At 60.2% G+C, this 18,507-nt stretch carries 14 protein-coding genes and 1 pseudogene; 3 read left to right on the forward strand and 12 right to left on the reverse strand.

What is annotated here, in order from left to right; genetic code table 11:
• Positions 1 to 266: 266 nt before the first annotated feature.
• Positions 267 to 897: pseudogene (locus NG698_RS18940) on the forward strand (IS256 family transposase); the annotation flags it as partial.
• A gap of 159 nt (positions 898 to 1,056) precedes the next feature.
• On the opposite strand, the gene NG698_RS18945 reads toward NG698_RS18940, so the two are convergent.
• The 7 genes from NG698_RS18945 to NG698_RS18975 all read right to left on the reverse strand — a co-directional run bounded on the left by NG698_RS18945 (position 1,057) and on the right by NG698_RS18975 (position 9,833).
• Complete coding sequence (locus tag NG698_RS18945) at positions 1,057 to 2,721, reverse strand: DUF2142 domain-containing protein (RefSeq protein WP_256471261.1); 1,665 nt, start codon at positions 2,719 to 2,721, stop codon at positions 1,057 to 1,059.
• Positions 2,718 to 3,788, reverse strand: a complete 1,071-nt coding sequence (locus NG698_RS18950; protein WP_252611642.1) for a substrate-binding domain-containing protein — start codon at positions 3,786 to 3,788, stop codon at positions 2,718 to 2,720. Before NG698_RS18950 ends, NG698_RS18945 begins: the two co-directional genes overlap by 4 nt.
• A gap of 68 nt (positions 3,789 to 3,856) precedes the next feature.
• On the reverse strand, positions 3,857 to 5,827 hold the full coding sequence (locus tag NG698_RS18955; protein ID WP_252611644.1) for a DUF6541 family protein: 1,971 nt from the start codon (positions 5,825 to 5,827) through the stop codon (positions 3,857 to 3,859).
• Positions 5,824 to 6,774, reverse strand: a complete 951-nt coding sequence (locus NG698_RS18960) for a hypothetical protein (protein ID WP_252611646.1) — start codon at positions 6,772 to 6,774, stop codon at positions 5,824 to 5,826. Before NG698_RS18960 ends, NG698_RS18955 begins: the two co-directional genes overlap by 4 nt.
• 315 nt (positions 6,775 to 7,089) lie before the next feature.
• Positions 7,090 to 8,130 (reverse strand): hypothetical protein, encoded by a 1,041-nt coding sequence (locus tag NG698_RS18965; RefSeq protein ID WP_252611648.1) that lies wholly within the window; start codon positions 8,128 to 8,130, stop codon positions 7,090 to 7,092.
• A gap of 39 nt (positions 8,131 to 8,169) precedes the next feature.
• A complete protein-coding gene (locus tag NG698_RS18970) occupies positions 8,170 to 9,108 on the reverse strand; it encodes a glycosyltransferase (RefSeq protein ID WP_252611650.1) in 939 nt (312 codons plus the stop codon).
• Positions 9,105 to 9,833: a glycosyltransferase gene (locus NG698_RS18975; RefSeq protein WP_252611651.1), complete on the reverse strand. Its 729-nt coding sequence runs from the start codon at positions 9,831 to 9,833 to the stop codon at positions 9,105 to 9,107. The genes NG698_RS18970 and NG698_RS18975 overlap by 4 nt, the downstream gene beginning before the upstream one ends.
• Before the next feature lie 200 nt (positions 9,834 to 10,033).
• Between NG698_RS18975 and NG698_RS18980 the strand changes: the two genes are divergently transcribed.
• Positions 10,034 to 10,915, forward strand: coding sequence for a glycosyltransferase family 2 protein (locus NG698_RS18980; protein ID WP_252611653.1), 882 nt, complete (start codon positions 10,034 to 10,036; stop codon positions 10,913 to 10,915).
• 74 nt (positions 10,916 to 10,989) lie between these two features.
• On the opposite strand, the gene NG698_RS18985 is transcribed toward NG698_RS18980, so the two are convergent.
• From NG698_RS18985 to rfbB, 4 genes are read right to left on the reverse strand one after another with little or no spacing between them, the layout of a single operon-like run.
• Positions 10,990 to 11,379: a DUF2304 domain-containing protein gene (locus NG698_RS18985; RefSeq protein WP_252611655.1), complete on the reverse strand. Its 390-nt coding sequence runs from the start codon at positions 11,377 to 11,379 to the stop codon at positions 10,990 to 10,992.
• A 9-nt stretch (positions 11,380 to 11,388) separates the two neighbouring features.
• Entirely contained in the window at positions 11,389 to 12,120 is a 732-nt protein-coding gene (locus NG698_RS18990) for a glycosyltransferase family 2 protein (protein ID WP_308293055.1), read from the reverse strand.
• A 2-nt stretch (positions 12,121 to 12,122) separates the two neighbouring features.
• The gene (locus tag NG698_RS18995) at positions 12,123 to 13,538 is read right to left on the reverse strand and encodes a sugar nucleotide-binding protein (RefSeq protein WP_252611657.1); all 1,416 of its coding nucleotides are present in this window, start codon (positions 13,536 to 13,538) and stop codon (positions 12,123 to 12,125) included.
• 3 nt (positions 13,539 to 13,541) lie between these two features.
• On the reverse strand, positions 13,542 to 14,540 hold the full coding sequence (gene rfbB, locus NG698_RS19000; protein WP_252611659.1) for a dTDP-glucose 4,6-dehydratase: 999 nt from the start codon (positions 14,538 to 14,540) through the stop codon (positions 13,542 to 13,544).
• A 56-nt stretch (positions 14,541 to 14,596) separates the two neighbouring features.
• On the opposite strand from rfbB, the gene rfbA reads away from it, so the two are divergent.
• The gene (gene rfbA / locus NG698_RS19005; RefSeq protein ID WP_252611661.1) at positions 14,597 to 15,466 is read left to right on the forward strand and encodes a glucose-1-phosphate thymidylyltransferase RfbA; all 870 of its coding nucleotides are present in this window, start codon (positions 14,597 to 14,599) and stop codon (positions 15,464 to 15,466) included.
• A gap of 63 nt (positions 15,467 to 15,529) precedes the next feature.
• Here rfbA and NG698_RS19010 read toward each other — a convergent pair whose 3' ends face one another.
• The gene (locus NG698_RS19010) at positions 15,530 to 18,442 is read right to left on the reverse strand and encodes a GH25 family lysozyme (protein WP_252611663.1); all 2,913 of its coding nucleotides are present in this window, start codon (positions 18,440 to 18,442) and stop codon (positions 15,530 to 15,532) included.
• Between the last annotated feature and the right edge of the window lie 65 nt (positions 18,443 to 18,507).

Here is an 18,507-nt window from a genome sequence, read left to right on the forward strand (position 1 = left end):
TCGAGGGCCAGTGGCTCCCAAGCACACCACCACTGGCTCTCTTCCGCACGATCGGTGGCTCTGAAGCGCAAGATTGGGTGGCTCTCAAGGCATCAAATACTCATCTGGGTGCTCATCACACCCATCTTCCCACCCCCCATCACTCGCGAAATAATCCCACCCGTGTTATCTCACAGCGGGGGCGTAATTAAAAGACTTCAGCGAGCGAAAATCCCCGGAAATTCAATAATTTACCCGCACGACCACCCAGTCATGTCAGGAGCCCTGGTCTCTGGGCCGGGACCGGCGGGGAGGGCGCGAAGTTCTGGATGAGCGTGCTCACCGACATCAAGCACCGCGGCGTGAAGGACACCTTCTGCCTGGTCTGCGACGGGCTCAAAGGCCTGCCCGAAGTCGTCACCAACGTCTGGCCGCTGACAACCGTTCAGACCTGCATTATCCACCTGATCCGGAATACCTTCCGGCTGGCCTCGAAGAAGGACTGGGACGCGCTCAAACGCGACGTGAAGCCCATCTACACCGCCGTGAATGCTGCGGCAGCCAGAGCGGCGTTCGAGGAGCTCACGGAGCGCTGGGGCAAGAAATACGGGGCGATCGTGCGGCTGGGAGAACGCGTGGGAGGAGTTCATCCCGTTCCTGGACTATGACGTGGAAATCCGACGCGTGATCTGCTCGACCAACGCGATCGAATCCCTCAACGCCAGGTACCGGCGCGCCGTCAAGGCCCGGGGTCATTTCCCCACCGAGCAGGCTGCGCTAAAGTGCCTTTATCTGGTCACCCGAGCCCTCGATCCGATGGGTGCCGGCAAGACCCGATGGGCCGTGCGTTGGAAGCCCGCTTTGAACGCCTTCGCCATCACTTTCAGCGACCGATTCCCGGCAGCTGAAAGCTACTAAATGAAAACGCCGGATACACCGTCAATGAGATAGTCCCGGGCCTGGCGGGCCCTGAAGAGTGCATTATGAGCGGTGAAGTCCGCGGAGAAGTGGTTAAGTCAGGTGCTCAACGACCATAAGCCCAAAAATTCAAGAAGGCTGCTTAGTCAGTGTCCGGGTTCAATTATTTGGCAGCCCGCTAGGTAATATTGCACTTACTTCCGAAACGGAGGGCTGCCTATCTGTCTGACGGCCCCTAATGGCGCCTCTTGTGTCCTTCCGGGCACCCTTTGAATTGACCCGTTTGACGAGGCTCTGCCCGGGGTAGAGATACCGGAAGAGGATCTCCATGCCTGCGGCTGACGCGCCTAGGTACAGCACGGTCAGCAACAACCAGCCGAACGGCGGCTGCCAGTCGGGGGACGAGAACAGGGTCTGCCAGTTTGCCAGCTCACTGATTCCTACAACATAGCGCCGAAGGACATACACGAATGCCAGCGTGTGGCATCCACCTACAAGCCAGAAAATGATCCTCGCTGCTTTGACGGCCATGCCTTTGTTTGCGAAACGCAGCCGCCTTAGCCCAAGCCCGACCGTGATGAACAGGACGACCACCAAGGGGAGAGTGTATCGGCCCTGCCAGATGAACCCCATGGAGCGCCACAAGACAGTTTGAAGAAGCGCCGGCACAACATACAGCATGGCAAGGGATACCCAGTATCCCGTCCAGCTCCGCAGGGGCCGGATGCAGAAAGGGGCAACGAGCGCCGCTATCATCAGGGCGCTCCACACGAGCATCACGAGTTCCGGGACGGGCGTATCCAGCCAGCCCATGACCCCGATGTACTGGGGGAAGAAGTCGAACGTCCGGTCCAACATGATCAAGAATCCCCGGTAGAGCGGGGCATCAGGGTGCGGACTGGCGATGCCGTCGGGAGCCACGCCCACATTTGCCGGGCCATTGGAGGCGATCCAGGTCCAGAGGAGGCCCAAAAGCGTTCCCGGTACGGTAAGCCCGACGGCAAAGAGGACACGCTTGTCTGCGAATACCTGGAGGGTGCGACGGAGTTTGAACGAGCAGACTCCAGCCACGAGTGCGCATAGGAGCCACACCAGGGAGATCTGGCGCGCATTGGCTAAAACCACAGTGGACGCGGCAACTGTCGCCAGAGCTGGAATAACGAGCTTGGTATTCCGCCAGTTGTCCAGCACCACTACAAACCCGGAGAAAGAAGCCATGGTGGCGGCAATCTCCATTGAATTCGGGTTGATGCCGCCACCAAGGAACAGGACCATGGGCGTCATGGCGAGCGCAGCCAACAGCACGGCAAACTGGGGCCGTCGCAGCTCTGTCAGGGCCGTGAATCCCGCAGCAAAGAAAACGGCGCAGAACAGGGCGCTGATCAGCCTCATTGCGTAGATTGCTGGCGCGCCGGACATAATCAGGGTGGGAAGCCCCACCAGCCAGTAGTACATGGGGTTGTAGGACGCGGCCGAGGTAACGCCGATGTTCGTGTAGGTGTCGTCTGCGTAGACCAGCGGAGCGCAATCTGCCGCCTGCCCGCGATTGAATTTGTAGCACCCCTGACCGTGGAGGTTGGCGATATAGTCTGGAACCTTGACGTGGACACCGTGGCCGAAGGAAGTTCCTTCCTCAACCAGAACCTGGCCACGCACAACTGCGGCAGCCTTGATAGTGTGCGCCGGCTCATCAGGGAAGCCCATCAGAGGCGTCGCAGCGGACCACAAGCCTAAGAGCACGGCGAACAATCCGGTCAGAACGGCGAACGTCCGCAGTGGTCTTGGAATTGATCGGCCCTTTGTGGGCCGACTGCTGATGCTCATCGCGCGTCTCCGATTGTGCGTACGAGCGCCAGGCCCTCGCTGATGGCCTTCTTGCTCGGTGACATAACAAAGGAATAAGAATTGGCGTCCTTTTGAGCCTTCTCGCCGAGAAGCGCCTCGCCAAAGGACCGGGTGAGGAGGTTGAGGGGTTCCTCGACGTACTGCTGGCAGACATTGACGTAGATCACGGTCGCCAATCCATAGCCTGCGCGGTCGTCCAGGGCTTGGACAACAGAGCGCGGCGTCGTCGTTACCTGGCCTGCGGCGACTGCATTCACCACAGACGCTGCGTCCATCTTCCGTGCCTGGCCGTCAAACACCAGTTGAGTGGCGACGAAGCGGTTACCGATGATGCCTCCATCAAGTACCGCCAGGCCGCCGTCAGTGTCGTCCAGCTTGTTTGCGAGGTCTCGTGGCTGCGAACCGGTGAGTCCCTTCACATCCTTTGGCCAGCGGTCCGGCTGGAGAGGATTCCAAGACACGCCGGGTGAGTTAGCCAGATAGGTGTTGACAGCGCGAGTTGTTTCCGAGGGGCCCTCTTCGGCCATTACTTTGATCTCGACGTCTGGCAGGGGCTGTTCAGCGTTCAATGCAGCGATCTTCGGATCGTTCCAGCGTTCTACGTCTCCCCGCAGAATCGCTGCCAGCGTTGGGGCATCCAGCACAAGGTCGTTGATTCCGTCGACTTTGATGGCGACTCCGACCGGCAGGACACCGGCTGCGATGGAAAGTGCACCCGCCGAGGTGCAAAGTCCGGAAATCGCCGCTTTTTCGGCGTCGGACACAGAGCTTCCGCTCGCCGTAAAATGGGCCTGGCCATCACTGAAGGCCTTCAATCCAGCGCCGGCACCATCGGGGGAGTAGCTGACAGACGCGCCTTTGACCTGGCTGCTCCACGAGACACTCCAGGCGCTGACGGCACCTTGCGCAGATTGGCCACCGATGCCGGTGAGGGCGCCTTGAACCATGCCTTCAGGAGAATGCGAGCACGCTGACAGGGAGAGCATCCCTGTCAAGGTGGCCGCAACGCAGAGCCTGACACTTCGCCTAGAAACAGAAATCACCACTCCAGCCTAGTGGCACAGTGCCGGAACGGCTGACACGTGGCACGCAGCGGTAGCGCGTCCTACTCCAGTTATCCGCACGAGGTAATCCGGTAAAGCTTGGCATCGGGTCCTTCCGAATCCAACAATTCGAAGCCGGCGGCATTGCCAATGTCGGTAACACCGGGGAAATCATTGGATCCCGCCAGATCAAGCATGTAAGCGCTACCGAAGTCCAAAACGAACTCCACCTTCGTGTGACGGAGGGCATCGCACACTTCAGGATCAGCGGGCTCAAACTTCAGCCGTTCGTCGATGAGCTCACGAATTGGGTCGATGCCGGCGAAAAGGTGTGGCGTCAACACTCGACGCCCGGCATAGGCGTAAGCTAGCGAACTCCCGTTCCACGGGTTGTCAGCAATGACGGAGTCAGGCGGAACGTGATCAGCAACACGCGCGAGCAGAGCGCGCTCGTCCTGGGTCAGCATTTCCGATTGCGCGTCGAACCGATAAACCGTCGAGGCCCCGGAAACATAGTGCGATGTAGGGCCCACCAAAGTGGCGAGAACCGTCGCCACCAGGACGACTGATGCCGCTGCCACGAATTGACCTCGTCCACGGACGATGGCAAGGCGTTGTTCAAGTGCGGAAGTGGTCCGGGCCGCCCGGGACCTGCGCCATAGATCCCAAAGGTGAAGCCCGCCCACCACAGCAATTGGGGTGGTGAACAAGGGCAGCAGGGCCGCCAACCGATAAGTGTCTTGGTACCACGTGCCGACGATGGCGTCCCGAATGAAGCCTGTGGGGGCCGCTGCGGCGACTATGTACAGTGCAGCAACGGCACCATAGCAAGCGGCAAGCAAAAGATGTTTGCGGTAGCGGACCACAACATATAGGCCGCTGACGGAAAGAACAGACACGACGACGGCGGGAATCGCCAGCTGCATCGGGCTTACGGTCAGGATTTCCCCTATGGCCGCGCCGGGCTTCACTGTTGGTCCCCAATTGTCGTAGGGTGCCGGCCGAAGTTTCAGCCAGGAAACGGCTGCCAGGCCGAGCACGAAGACCGTGGTCAGCGCGAACAGGCCCTGCCGGAGGTTCGGCGTCCGCCAAGGGGCCAGGCGCCGTGCCCGTTGCCACCACAGGAAGAGCAGTACGGGGGTGGAGATGGCAAGAAGGGTATTGATGGAACTCGTGTGGGCAAATGCAAGTCCTCCTATGGCGAGGGCGAGTGAGGCGGCTCCGGCGCCCCGGCTTCCACTGTGGCTCCGGCCCACACCGCATAGAGCGAACACTGCCGTCATTGCGGCAGGCAACATGCTGACCGCCAACGCGTAAGGAAACAGAGGGCCCCAGACAATCATCAGGTAGGGGAACGCCACCTGGGCGCTGGCGACGATTGACGCCAGGATTAGTGCTGCCGGGCGCCGGGAAATGACAGACGCGACGAGAAACAGGCACGACGCGGGCCAAATGACTGCAGCGGTAACCAGATTCAGGGCATTCTGTGCAGTCGGGATGTCAATGCCTGTTAACTGCACAAGAAGGGCTGCGATGGAATGCCAGGCCGCGGGGTATACAGCATCCAGACCAGAAACTCCCTGGAGCGACGCCAGCGTTAACGACGAAGCGTTCCCGGTATCAAGGATGAAACGGACCGCGTTGAGGTGGAACACGTTGTCGAATACCTGGGCCGGGTTGACCGGGGAACCAACCAACTGCGTGAACCGCCACGTAACACAGGCCACTGCGATGATCACGGCAAGGTACGGCAGCAACCCCCGCCATGAAACCTTTGCCACCGGCCACTCGACTCCGCGTGTCAGGAGGAGGGCTAATCCGGCCAGCACTGCGCAAATGGCGAGGTACGGAACGATGTTCCAAGGCACGCCCAGGACGTCCGCAATCGTTCCGGCGAGGCCGGCGGCTGCCGTCGAGTGCAGCGGCGCCATGCCAATCACAGGACCCAGCCTGAATTTCAGGCACGCGGCTATGGCCGCACCGGGCACATACATCAACAGCACAGCCAGTAGGACAACCGGCAGGAAGCCGAGCCACGTCATGAAGCCGCCTGCTTCGACGCGGTGTTTGTGTCGGGGTCCTTGAGTAGGCGCAGGACGACCAGCATCTGGATAGCGGTGACAACGATTTCACCAAGGGCGAGTCCGAGGGCGCCGCCTGGGCCGCCCATCAAGTCGGCCAGAACGATCATGGCAGGGACGCCCACGACGGCACCGGCAATAGTGCTGGTCAGTACCGTCCGCATGCGTTTTGCAGGGACCAGCCAGTGCGCACCAGTCGAACTGGTTACACAGACCAAGAGAAATGACAGCCCGAACCAGAAGCAGGTCCAGAAATCTGCGACCAGCGCCTCACTGAAAAGCAGCGCCGTTGCCCAAGGACCGGCAAAAGCGAGCAACAGCCAGCCCACCAGTCCAAGTCCGGACAGGGCAACCAGCGAGTATTTCCGGCGGCGGGCATGGTCGCCTGCAAAGTCACTGACCCAGCCCTGCAGGCTGTTTCCGAGCGCTGCCGTAGCCAGCAGCCCGATTCGGTATAGCTTTTCTGCCGAGACAAACGCTGCCAACCCGCCGGATGCAGCCATGAACTGGACGATGATGATAGGCGTTGAAGCATAGGATCCAGCCGCCAGGGTGATGCCTGCGCCGGCACGAAGAGCCCAAATCTCGCGGATAATCCGGCCGAACGAAAGGTCCTGGAAATCGTCTTTGTGTGCATGATGCGCATTGAAGAGCAACGTCCCGGCAAGACCCAACACCAACAAAGCCGCTGGGTAGATGATTGTCTGTCCGGTAGTCAAGAGAATTGGGATTACACCCAAAGTTGCGACCATTCGGGGTATGACGTCGTACTTGGCGATCCTGCCGGGGTGGCCGGTCGCGATGCAGTACCAGGCGGGCGTTAAGCCGGAAGCCGCCTGAGCGCAGGCCATGAGGAAGGCCAGCCAGAAGTTGGCAGGATCCCCGGCGAGGCCCAAGGCAACAAACATGAGGGGGATAGTACCGAGGAACATCAGTGAACGTGTTGCAAAACTCACGGCGTAATGACGGCGCCGGACAGTCTCATCCGCAGAGGATGCGACGGCTGCTGGCCCGGTGAGGGACCAGCCAAGACCGACGACGATCGCGGCGATGGCCCCGATGGCCTGGCCGAGTGCAAGTGCAGTCCATACCGGCGCCCCGCCGACCCTTGCAACTATCGGAAGCAGGATGAAGGATGCCAGCGAAGATAGGAGCGGTAATCCCGCAAACGCGGCAATCCTCTTGATCATGCTGGGAAAACTCCGGGGTGGGCGCGCTGCACACTACATGTAGTCATATGCGTCCTTGCCGAGTCGGTTATCGATGAAAATGTCGGTCACTTCCTTTCGGAAGCGCTCCCGTTCGGCCTTTATCGCAGAACGGTAGGCATCCTGCTTGCGGATCTCCTCCGAGAGGTTGTCCATCAGCCGGGGAAGTGCGGCGGCAGTAGCCGACACTTCGTTGTCGTCCGGCATGATTTTGTGCTCCCACGGAATCGGGACGTCAGCGAAGTATGCTCCCGAGCCGCGTCGCGCGACAACTGCTAAGGCTCCGGACAGTGCGGCTTCGCGGGGCATTCTGTCTTTCCCGGGGTGATGCCCGAGATCCAGGTAGACACCGCATGTTTGCAGGGTGCTGACGACTTCTGAGCGCGTCATGCCCTGAATCGGCAACCATTCAATTCCAGGATCGCAAACCTTCCTGACGGCGTCGATGATGTGGGCACCCTTAGCCGGGTTATAGGTCACCAGCCGCGGGTTGCGTTTTGCTTCATTTGCTGGGCCGAATTCATCCTGGGGAGTGAAATCAGAAAGCAGTGAAGGGACGGTGTTCAGCCGGCTGGCAATAAATGACCACGCATATGAGGACTGCACTAGATGCACGATGTCCCGCCGCTGCCGCATTTGAAAGGGGGTGTCCCCGTGCTTCAGCATGCGCAGGAACGGCACCCATGTTTCGCGGATCTTTGTCGGCAGGCCGCCGGTGGTCCGCTGCCAGAGGCGTTCGCCCATGAAAGTCAGCGCATTGTCTATGCTCAGCCACCAAATCATTTTCTTGGCGTGTTTGTACGCGAACACGTCTTCGATGAACGTCTCGGGCACCACTACGATGTTGCCCGCCATGTCTTCGATCGTGTCGGCTTCCGGCGCGTCATAGATGGAGTACTGGGCGACGCGGGGTGTAGTTGCGGTGGTGTAGTGGGGTACGAGATAGGCGTCCTGCCCCAACTCCCGGAGTGTTGACACCAGCTGATGCAGTGCTTCGGGGCCTCCGGTGCGCAAACCGCGGTGGTAGAGGACAAATATCTTGCGTGCGTTGCTCACGGTATTCTCTCGATCTTCGATAGCTGATCTGGCGCGGTTTTAGCGCAAACGGGCGGCAAGGGCGTCATCGATCTTACCCATGCGGCCCGTCCAGGCATCTTTGGCTCCCGCCATGGCCGCGATGAGATGCTTTCGCCTGTTGGGACCGTATACGAAGCGGACGATATGGCTTTGGACCTCCATGTACAAGCGACGAAGCACCCATGCCGGCTGTTTTCCGGCGAACCTGCGGGCCATGACCAAGGAATTCCGGGTGATGTAGTAAACACGGAACGGAGGGTGGTAATAAACGTTCAGCTTCTTCTGCCCTACGCGGACCCGCCAGCCAAAGATTTTCATGGGCCTGGCATTACCTAGGCTGTGCTCGAGGTCGCAGCCGCGGCCGGAGAGCGAACGGAAGCCGTGGTCGCGAAGCCGGGCGTTGAATTCAGTGTCTACGCAATCGATAAAGAAGTCTTCATCGAAGTAGCCCACGGCATCGAAGACTTCAGAACGGATCACGCTGCCGCTCGTCATGGGGTCGAAGACTTCCGGCTCACGCGTGCCTCCCAGCGTAGGAAGCGGTGCGTGATTGTGGGACTCGGCGCAGACCATGCCCAGAGTGTCAGGGTGATCAGAAGCATAGGCGGTCGCCAAGGCGGCGGTGATGTAATCCCCGGAGAATCGGGAATCCTGGTCCATCGTGACGATCCACTCGGGATTCCAGCGTTTGCGTGCTTCCTGGATCCCGGTGTTGAGGGCCTTCGCGATACCGGAGTTTGTGTTCAGGCGGATGACGACTGCCCCCAGTTGCTCGAAAGCGGACATCGTGTCGGTGACGTCACGAGGGGAGCCGTCGTCGACGATGACAACCCTGCTCACAAAGCGGAATAGCCACTTGATATTCTCGACGTTTTCCGGACCGGGATTGAACGCGGAGACAACAGCGCAGACCTCCGAGTTTTGCCGGACCTTGTCCGACGATTCGCTGCCCGTCATGCTGCCCTTGCTGCCAGGCGTGCGCGCCGGACCGCTTCGACGACATTTCGAACAAAAGCCACACGCGCGCGGACGATTTTCGACGCCGAGCGGATTCCCCGCGGCGTGAGATTCTCACCGTGCAGGCGGTGACGAATAGTGTCTGCTTCGAGGTAGGTGATGGAACGGTTAACGTTGCCGACCATGGCGATCCATTGGTCATGTGACTCCGCCATGTGCTGCGGGAAAGGCAGGATCTGGTTGAGAATCTTGTTGCGGACAGCCATTGCGCACCCCCAGTGCAGGCGGTATCCGACGACGATTCCGATAAGGTTGCGCACGGAATGTTCGGAGTGCTCAGCCCGGAGGCGGATTTCGTGGAATGTTCCAAGTGGGCCGTCGAAGTGCTCGCAGTTGCTCGCGACCATGTCTTTGCCATCCATGGCAGAGATCATGGCCTCAACGCGGCCTGGGATCCATACGTCGTCCTGATCGGAGAGGAACACGAACTCGCCGCGGGCTTCGCCCAACGCCCTTTCGAAAGTGCGGACATACCCCGCATTGACGGCCGCCTGGATGATTCGGATGCGGTCATCCTGGATGCCACGCACGATGTCCGCGGTGTGGTCGGTCGATTTGTCGTCCACCACAATCAGTTCGTCATGGGTATCCAACTCCGAGATGATGGACCTGATCTGTTCTTCGATGTGGGTGGCGCCGTTGTAGGCGGCCAGGCATACGCTCACACGTGGAGTCACGCCGGGGGTGGGGTACATCAGGATTGCTTTCTGTTCAGGCCCCCGTTGTGCGCCGGCGGGGCGGGGCCGGTCCCTCAGCAGTCTAGCAAGGCAGACAAATCGAACTGGACGCCGGGCGGTCAACTATAATCGAGGGGACTCAGCCGCCGAGTGCTTCGGGCGGAAACTACGGAAGGAACCTCAGGTCCATGACCGTTGACGTAATGTTGCCATACTACGGCGATGTCGATCAGATGAAACTCGCCGCGCGCAGCGTGATGAATCAGGAGAACCAGGACTGGCGCCTCGTCGTCATTGATGACGGGTATCCGGACCCGGAACCCGAGCGGTGGTTCTCGACCATCACTGACTCGCGCGTGACGTACTTGAAGAATGAGCAGAACCTCGGCGCCAATGGCAACTACCGCAAGGCGCTGACCATGGTCGAAGCCGATTATGTCGTGATCATGGGCGCCGACGATATTATGCTGCCGAACTATCTCGATATTGTGGTGGGTGCATTCTCGGCTTATCCGAACGCCGATGTCGTACAGCCCGGGGTCCAGGTCATTGACGAGAAGGGTATCGCCTGCAATCCTCTCGTGGACGCAGTCAAGAAGCTGTACGCCCCGAGGACAAGCGAACGTATGGAACTCAAGGGGGAGGCCATGGCCACGAGCCTTGTCCGTGCCGACTGGGCATACTTCCCGTCGCTTGCTTGGCGTTCGGAAACAGTGACCCGCATTGGTTTCACTGAAGGCTTGGATGTTGTACAGGATTTGGCTCTGCTGCTGGACATCGCCGCAGAAGGCGGCTCAATGATCGTTGATCCGACCCTGTCGTTCCTGTACCGTCGCCACTCGGCTTCAGATTCGTCCGTCCGTGCGATGGACGGTCGACGTTTTGATGAGGAACGCAATTTCTTTGAACTCCAAGCCAAGCGCTTCAAGGACTTGGGCTGGAACAAGGCCTCCCTGGCGGCCGCGTTCCATACAACGTCACGGCTGAATGCTGGCTCTCTCGTGCTCAAGGCCATTGCCCGTGGAAGGTTTGATTCCCTGCCGCGACTCGCTAAGCACATCGTCAGCTGACCATCGAATAATGAATGAGGCGGCCGCCCCGATTGGGTATGGCCGCCTCATTCTTTAGTGCACGTTTTGGAACTTCACTTAGTGGCCGCTCCGTTGGTGCCCTCGGAGGTAGTTGAAGCGTCAAGCTGCCGCCGGAGCTCCGTCATGTCCTGTCTTAGGATTGCGACCTCCTCAGCGAGTATACGGACCTCGTCCTCGGCCTGGGACTGCTCCTGGGAGAGGTGCAGACAAACGCCGACCAAAAGAACCAGCGTCATGATGAAGAGAAGATTCGCAGGAACCTGGATCCCCACTAGCCTGCTGGCGAGCTCCAGCAGCCCTGGGAAGGCGGACAGCAAAAGAGTCCCGAGTCCGATGATGATCCACAGAACTGCGTATTTTTCACGCAGCTTTTGCCGCCGAAGCATCTCAAAAACGAAAAAGAGGATCGCCACGACGACGATGGATCCCATGAGTAGCGACATATCAGGTTCCTAGTTGGACGATGGTTCGGATTTTTTGCGTGTCAAGGCGAAGATCAACGCCAGTCCGGAGCGACCGAGGTAGATCGCAGCCTTCAGTGGATCGTGGCTCGGGGCACCCCCCTGCCTTTCACGCATGGAAACGCCAACTTGATGGACAGTGCATCCCGAGCGGATCGCGACGACCAGGGAGTCAATGGTGTCGCCGAGGTATTCGGCCGGGTAGTGGTCAACGTATTGACGGATCGCCTTAGTGTTCCCGGCACGAAATCCCGACGTGACATCGGTCAAACGAGTTCCGGCAATTCGTGAAATAGTCCATGCCAGCACGTTCATGGCCCACTTTCGGGGACCCTTGACAACGTACTCACCTTTGTCAGCGAAACGGGCACCGATTGCGATATCAGCGTGGGCCAAACCATCTAGGACCGCCTGTATGTCTCGGGGATCGTGTTGACCGTCAGCATCAACCTGGATAACACGCTCGTAGCCATGCTTTTTGGCGTACTTGAACCCTGTCCGCATTGCGCCGCCCACCCCCATGTTGAAAGGAAGTTGAATGACGGTGGCCCCGGCTTCGCGGGCCACCATTGCCGTGCTGTCCCGGGAGCCATCGTCAACGACGAGGATGTCGCAGGGCGGCCCGAAGGTGAAAACCTCCTGGACGGTGTTACCAATGGCTTCGGATTCGTTCCAAGCGGGCATGATCACCAGAGTGTCATGTCTGCGGGCTTGCACAACCACTGCTAGATTCCATCCTTCAAGTACGCGGCCAGGCGATCGCGGGACGTGTCAGGCGCGAAACCGGTCGCCTTGATTTTGTCCAGACCCAGGCCGCTGTTACGGGGACGCGGTGAAGCGGACTTGCCGGCGAAGTACACTTCTGTGGACACTCCGGTCACTGAATCCCGCGACGCTCCGGAGAGTTCGTACACGTCAGCTGCTATGTCGGCCCAGGACTGCTCGGGACCGTCATTAGTGAGATTGTAGACGCCGTATGGTGCCCCGGATCCCAACAGATGCTGGATGCCGGCGGCAATGTCCGTGGTGAAGCTCAGCCGGCCGAACTGATCGTCGACCACTGACGGGCTGATCCCGCGGGAAGCCAGCGACGCCATGGTGCGAACAAAGTTGTTGCCATCCCCAATGACCCAGCTCGCGCGCACAATGTAGTGCTTGGGCACGACGCTGACAACAGCGTCTCCTGCGGCCTTGGTCTGGCCGTAAACGCCCAGCGGTGTGGGTGGCTCGTCCTCGCCGTGGGTCTTTTCCGTTCCGTCGAAGACGTAGTCCGACGACACCTGGACGAGGGTAAGGTCGTGGTCGACGGCAATTCGTGCCAGTCGCGTCACTGCTGTCACGTTGACACTCCACGCGGCTGCACGGCCCGCAGGGGTCTCAGCGTTGTCGACTGCAGTGAACGCGGCGGCGTTGATGACCGTCGAATAGTTCTTCCAGTTGACCGTGGCGAGGGAGTCTTCAGCCGTGAGGTCGATTTCTGCGCGACTGGCGAACTCGACTGAGGTATCGCCGTCGTACAGGTCCCGGAGGGCTTTGCCCAGCTGGCCGTTAGCACCCAACACAAGAATCTTCTTGGGCGGCATGGGCGTGACATCGTGCAGGCGCGGGTGGGCCTTGTCCTTGTCGGAAAGCTCTGCCTGCCCCAGGGGGATGGGCCATTGGATGCCTGCCGTTTCGTCGGCAAGGTTCAGGAAGGTGTACCGGCCCTGCGCATCGGCGGACCAGTGGTCGTTGACGAGGTATGTGTACGCGGTGTTGTCCTCGAGCGTCTGAAAGGCATTGCCGACCCCGCGGGGAATGAAAATTGCCTTGCTCGGATCGAGCTCGGCGGTGAAGATGGCACCGAACGATGGGCCTTCGCGCAGATCCACCCAGGCCCCGAAGATCCTGCCCGTCGCGACTGAGATGAACTTGTCCCAAGGCTCGGCGTGGATGCCGCGGGTGGTGCCGGCCTTCTCATTGAATGAGATGTTGTTCTGCACCGGGCGGAAGTCCGGCAGCCCCAGGGCCACCATTTTCTCGCGCTGCCAGTTTTCCTTGAACCAGCCCCGGTTGTCACCGTGTACCGGCAGGTCATAAAGGACGACGCCGGGAATCGGCGTTTCGAGGGCGTTTAGTTTTTTGGCGAACTCGATCGACATCGACTACTGGCCCTGTTCCTTGTATTTGGCTTCGGTCTGGGCCTTCTGCGGCCGCCACCAGTCCTCGTTGTCCCGGTACCAGGCGATCGTGTTCTCGATGCCGGCGTCGAAGTTGGAGAACTGCGGTTCCCAGCCGAGTTCGCCGCGGAGCTTGCTCGAATCGATGGCGTAGCGCAAGTCATGGCCCGCGCGGTCCACGACGTGGTCGTAGGCGTCCGGGGCCTGGCCCATGTGCTTGAGGATGAGTTCCACAACGTCTTTGTTGTTCTTTTCCCCATCGGCGCCGATCAGGTATGTTTCGCCGATCCGGCCCTTGGCGATGATGGCCAGCACCGCCGAGGAGTGGTCGTTCGCGTGGATCCAGTCACGGACGTTCTCGCCCTTGCCGTAGAGCTTGGGGCGGATCCCGTCTATCGCGTTAGTGATCTGGCGCGGGATGAACTTCTCCACGTGCTGGTACGGGCCGTAGTTATTCGAGCAGTTACTGATGGTGGCCTGCAGCCCGAAGGACCGCACCCAAGCCCGGACCAGCATGTCCGAACCAGCCTTCGTGGAGGAATACGGGCTGGACGGGTTGTACGGGGTCTGTTCGGTAAACCGCTCCGGGTCATCGAGCTCCAGGTCGCCGTAGACCTCGTCGGTGGAGATGTGGTGGAAACGCTTGTTGTGCTTCCGGGCCGCCTCGATCAGCGTGTACGTGCCAATGATGTTGGTGTCCAGGAACGGCCGCGGGTCATGCAGCGAATTGTCGTTGTGCGACTCGGCAGCGTAGTGGACCAGCACATCGCAGGCCGCAACGAGACCGTCCACCACGGCGGCGTCAACAATGTCACCCTCAACGAATGTGAAGCGGTCCTCCGGGAGTCCCTTCAGAGACTCGATGTTCCCTGCATACGTCAGTTTGTCCAGCACTGTGACGTGATCGTCAGTGTTTTCAAGAACGTAGTGGACAAAATTCGAACCAATGAACCCGGCACCACCGGTAACAAGAAGTCGCTGCATAGTTCCCAAGACTACCGGATTTGCCGCGGCCATTAGCGAAGGGAAAGATGGGGGGCATGCGCGGAATAATACTTGCCGGCGGTACCGGCTCTCGGCTTCACCCCATCACCCTGGGCGTCAGCAAGCAACTCGTTCCTGTCTACGACAAGCCCATGATCTACTACCCACTTTCGACGTTGATCCTTGCAGGCATTAGGGACATCCTCATCATCACCACTCCTCACGACGCCGAGCAGTTCGAGCGTCTTCTGGGCGATGGCTCCCGTTTTGGCGTCTCCATCAGCTACAAGCAGCAGCCTGCACCGGATGGCCTTGCCCAGGCTTTCGTCCTGGGCAAGGAGCACATCGGCGATGACACCGTGGCCCTGGTGCTGGGTGACAACATCTTCTACGGGCACGGCATGGGCACGCAGCTGCGCCGCTTTGAGAACATCGACGGCGGGGCCGTGTTCGGATACTGGGTCGCGGACCCGAAGGCTTACGGTGTGGTCGAGTTCGACGGCAACGGTAAAGCAATTTCACTCGAGGAAAAGCCGGCAGAGCCCAAAAGCCACTACGCAGTGCCGGGCCTCTACTTCTATGACAACGATGTTGTAGAGATCGCAGAGAACTTGAAGCCTTCTCCCCGGGGCGAGCTTGAGATCACCGACGTGAACCGAACTTATCTTGAGCGCGGCAAGTTGCAGGTCGAAATTCTGCCCCGTGGCACCGCCTGGCTGGATACAGGGACCTTCAATGACCTCAACGACGCGTCGAATTTCGTCCGGACAACGGAGAACCGTCAGGGCCTGAAGATCGGCGCTCCTGAAGAAATCGCCTGGCGTCTCGGGTTCCTGGACGACGACGACCTCCGTCAGCGCGCCGAGCCGTTGGTCAAGAGCGGGTACGGGCAGTATCTCCTGAACCTCCTCGAACACGGCCGTTAGGCCGGACTCGTTAAAGCCGGAAGGCGGGACCCGTAACGGGTCCCGCCTTCCGGCCTTTTGCGTCTATGGCCGGATCTTGGCCCCGCCAAGGGCGGTCCATTCGATCCTGCCACTTTGGAAAGTTTGGGCGCAGCTTTGCCCATCGGTGGTGCACGTCTGCGGCGCCGTGGGGTAGCCGAGGGTGCCGTTCTCGAATCCTTGCCCTGCCCAGGCTTGTTGGATTGGACCCGGAACCATCGGATGGGCGCCGCTGGCAGCGGACCACATGATGGTTCCTTTTTCGAAGTTCTGGAAGCAGCCGCCGTTGCGGAGCCCGCAGACAGATCCGCTGGTCGGGTAGCCCAATGAACCCGATTCAAAACCTGCCTGGGCCCAGCGCGTCTGGATCGCCGCCGATGTAACTGGTTGCGCACCGGTCTGCGGCGACCACATCACAGTGCCCTTTTCGAAGTTCTGGAAGCAGCCGCCGTCGCGCAGTCCGCAAATCTGGGCGCTGGCCGGATAGCCCAGCGAGCCGTTTTCGAAACCTGACTTGACCCAGGCATCCCTGATGGGGCCAAAGTGCAAGGCGTGCGCGTCGGTAGCCTGAGACCACATGACGCTACCGCCGAGATAGTTCTGGAAGCAGCCGCTGTTCCGCAGCCCGCACAGGACGGTCGACGCCGGGTAGCCAAGGCGGCCATTCTCGAAGCCCTCCCGTTGCCAAAGGTCCCGGATCGGCCCGTTGAGGCTGGGATGTGCACCGGTCGACGGGGAATACATCAGGGCGCCTTTGGCGAACATCTGGAAACATCCGTCGTTTGCTAGCCCGCAGTATTTGGGGGAGGTGGGGTAGCCAAGGGAGCCGGTAACGGAATCGTAGGCGTTCCATCCATCACGCATTGCCCCGGCGGTGACCGTTTGGATGGACGTGGCGGCGGAGTAGGTCACGGTGCCGTGCTCGAATGACTGCAGGCATCCGCTGTCGGGAAGGTTGCACACCGCGAAGGACGTGGGATAACCCAGAGAACCGTTCTCGAATCCGGTTTTCTGCCAGTAGTCCAGCGTCCGGCCGGTGACGGGAAACGCGCCTGTTGCCGGTGAGAACAGTAGGGTTCCGCCTTGGAACAGTTGGAAACAGCCGCCGCCGCGGATGCCGCAAACCTCAGTGCCGATCGGGAAGCCGATGGGAACAGACTGCGAACGGGCGGACTTCCAGGAGTCTGCCATGCCCATAAAGATGGGCCAGGCTCCTGAAGCGCCGGTCCACGCCACCACTCCACCCACGAAGCTCTGCGTGCAACTCGTGGCATCGCAGGTGGCATCCGCAGAGGGGTAGCCCAGGAGGCCGTTTTCGAATCCGGCGCGCGACCAAGCGTCAAGGATAGGACCGGATTTCACAAGCTGAGCCCCTGTAGAGCTGCTGGAGAGGACCGAACCTGCCTGGAACAGTTGGAAACAGCCGGAGAGGCGCAGCCCACAGGTGGTGTTGCTGGTCGGATACCCGAGAGGTCCGTTCTCGTAGCCGTTTTTGGCCCAGTAGTCGCGTATCGCTCCGGGCTGAATCAGGGCCGCGCCGGAGGTGGACGAGGAAAGAATGCTCCCGCCTTGGAAATTCTGGAAGCAGCCATTGTCCTTCAGGCCACAGACAATATCGCTTGTTGGATAACCAGCCGGGCCGCCTTCGGCCCCGGTGGCCCGCCAAGCTGCCGCGACAGGACCGGCTATCACCGCGAAAGCACCGGAGGACCCTGACCACATCACGGTTCCGCCCTGGAAGCCCTGGTAGCAGCCACCATTCGCGAGGCCGCATACGATACTAGTGGTCGTGTTGCCCAAGGCGGGATAACTGGACCTGTACGCACCGATCTGCTGAGTGGCCGCAGGCGGAATGCCGCTAGAGGCGAAGGCTTTCAGTCCCGAGTAGTCTCCATTCCAGACATTCGAGTCACCCGCCAATGGCCCGGTGCTGCTGTACTGCCAGATACTGTAAGTGCTCCAGCTTGCGGAAGGAACCGGTCCCGCGTTGTTCGTAGGCGAACTCGGGTAGGCAGCGACCCACAGCGGGTAGTCACCAAAACCTGAGGGATTGCCGAGGCACTGATTCCACCAGCTGGTGTTGGTGTAGATAACGGGAACCCGTCCGGTCAATGACTGCATTGTGTTGCCGAAGTCGCGGACCCAGGAGCCCAGCTGCGCAGGCGACATGCCGTAGCAAGTGTTGCCGAAGTAAAAACCGTTGATGGTACGGCCTTCGTAGGGGTTGAACTCGAAGTCTAGGACAGGCGGCATGGTGTACCCGTCGGCGGTCCAGCCACCACCGTTTTGTACGAAGTACCGTGCTTGGTCTGCTCCGGAGGACCAGTTGGGGATTGCGAAGTGGTAAGCCCCCCGAACCATTCCGACATTGCGCGAACCCTGATACTGCGAACTATAGGACGGGTTCGTATAGTAGTTGCCCTCGCTGGCCTTGACGTACGCGAATCGGGCGCCCATGTTCCACTGGTGCTGCCAATCCACGCTGGGCTGGTGGCCGCTTACGTCCAATCCTTGGATTCCAAACGTCGGCATCCAGGTGCCTTCGGTTCCGAGGGCCTCAGTGCTGAGCCTTTTAAAGCTGGTGCTTGAAGATGTCGCTGCCACTCTGGCGGACCGTTGGCCCATTTCCGCACCGCCGACGCCAACAGCCGCAGCCATGGACTCGTTGATGCTGCCAGATGCCGGATCAGGAGAGGGTGGGGTCGTCGGAGCCGGTGCGACTGATGGCACGGGTGCAGCCGGCGCAGGTGTTGGAGTCGTAGCTGATTCCGGGACCTGCGTCGATACCGCCGATGAGGTCGGCGTCGGCGCGGATGTTGAAGGCGGCGGAGTCGGGTTCGGTTCAACAGCGAAAGCGACCCCCGCCAGTCCGGGGCCCGCGACGAGAGCGGCGGCCAAAACTGCTGTCCCCAAGACTTGCAGGAGGGGACGATGACTGTTGGACTGGTTCCGCTTCATTTTGGCTCCGGAGACAATACGGCGCTGACGTGAGCGCGTCACAAGTGGGTTGCAGTTCAGGAGTC

This window comes from Pseudarthrobacter raffinosi (genome assembly GCF_023913735.1).
In the GTDB taxonomy this organism is placed as follows: Bacteria; Actinomycetota; Actinomycetes; order Actinomycetales; family Micrococcaceae; genus Arthrobacter; species Arthrobacter raffinosi.

Excerpts from the sequence above, each read along its gene's own strand:
- NG698_RS18980 (WP_252611653.1), top strand. The coding sequence starts at position 10,034 with ATGACCGTTGACGTAATGTTGCCATACTACGGCGATGTCGATCAGATG.
- rfbA (WP_252611661.1), top strand. The coding sequence starts at position 14,597 with ATGCGCGGAATAATACTTGCCGGCGGTACCGGCTCTCGGCTTCACCCC.
- NG698_RS18970 (WP_252611650.1), bottom strand. The coding sequence starts at position 9,108 with ATGACGGGCAGCGAATCGTCGGACAAGGTCCGGCAAAACTCGGAGGTC.
- NG698_RS18985 (WP_252611655.1), bottom strand. The coding sequence starts at position 11,379 with ATGTCGCTACTCATGGGATCCATCGTCGTCGTGGCGATCCTCTTTTTC.
- rfbB (WP_252611659.1), bottom strand. The coding sequence starts at position 14,540 with ATGCAGCGACTTCTTGTTACCGGTGGTGCCGGGTTCATTGGTTCGAAT.
- NG698_RS19010 (WP_252611663.1), bottom strand. The coding sequence starts at position 18,442 with ATGAAGCGGAACCAGTCCAACAGTCATCGTCCCCTCCTGCAAGTCTTG.
- NG698_RS18995 (WP_252611657.1), bottom strand. The coding sequence starts at position 13,538 with ATGTCGATCGAGTTCGCCAAAAAACTAAACGCCCTCGAAACGCCGATT.
- NG698_RS18960 (WP_252611646.1), bottom strand. The coding sequence starts at position 6,774 with ATGTTTGTTGCCTTGGGCCTCGCCGGGGATCCTGCCAACTTCTGGCTG.
- NG698_RS18945 (WP_256471261.1), bottom strand. The coding sequence starts at position 2,721 with ATGAGCATCAGCAGTCGGCCCACAAAGGGCCGATCAATTCCAAGACCA.
- NG698_RS18955 (WP_252611644.1), bottom strand. The coding sequence starts at position 5,827 with ATGACGTGGCTCGGCTTCCTGCCGGTTGTCCTACTGGCTGTGCTGTTG.